The 266-nt window shown below is 42.5% G+C and carries 1 pseudogene; it reads left to right on the top strand.

The features are described from left to right. A pseudogene (locus ACNQ0T_RS24385) lies at positions 1-266 on the top strand (EscJ/YscJ/HrcJ family type III secretion inner membrane ring protein); the annotation flags it as partial.

Genomic DNA, 266 nt, shown 5'->3' with positions numbered 1-266 from the left:
CCTCCGCACCCTAGAATGGAAATTGCTCAAATGTCGCCAACTGATTCGTTGGTATCTTCACCTACAGCAGAGAAAGCTCGTCTATATTCTGCAATTGAGCAGCGTTTAGAACAATCATTGCAAACGCTTGAGGGAATAGTTTCTGCTAGGGTTCATATTAGTTATGACATAGACTCAAATGAATCTGGAAAAGGTAGCAAACCCGTTCATTTGTCTGCTTTGGCTATTTATGAGCGAAATACTCCGTTAGGCTTGCAAGTCGGAGA

It is taken from the genome of Enterobacter cloacae complex sp.6700776, assembly GCF_048284255.1.
GTDB classification, from domain to species: Bacteria; Pseudomonadota; Gammaproteobacteria; order Enterobacterales; family Enterobacteriaceae; genus Enterobacter; species Enterobacter intestinihominis.
This window is presented reverse-complemented; position numbering and strand designations above follow the sequence as displayed.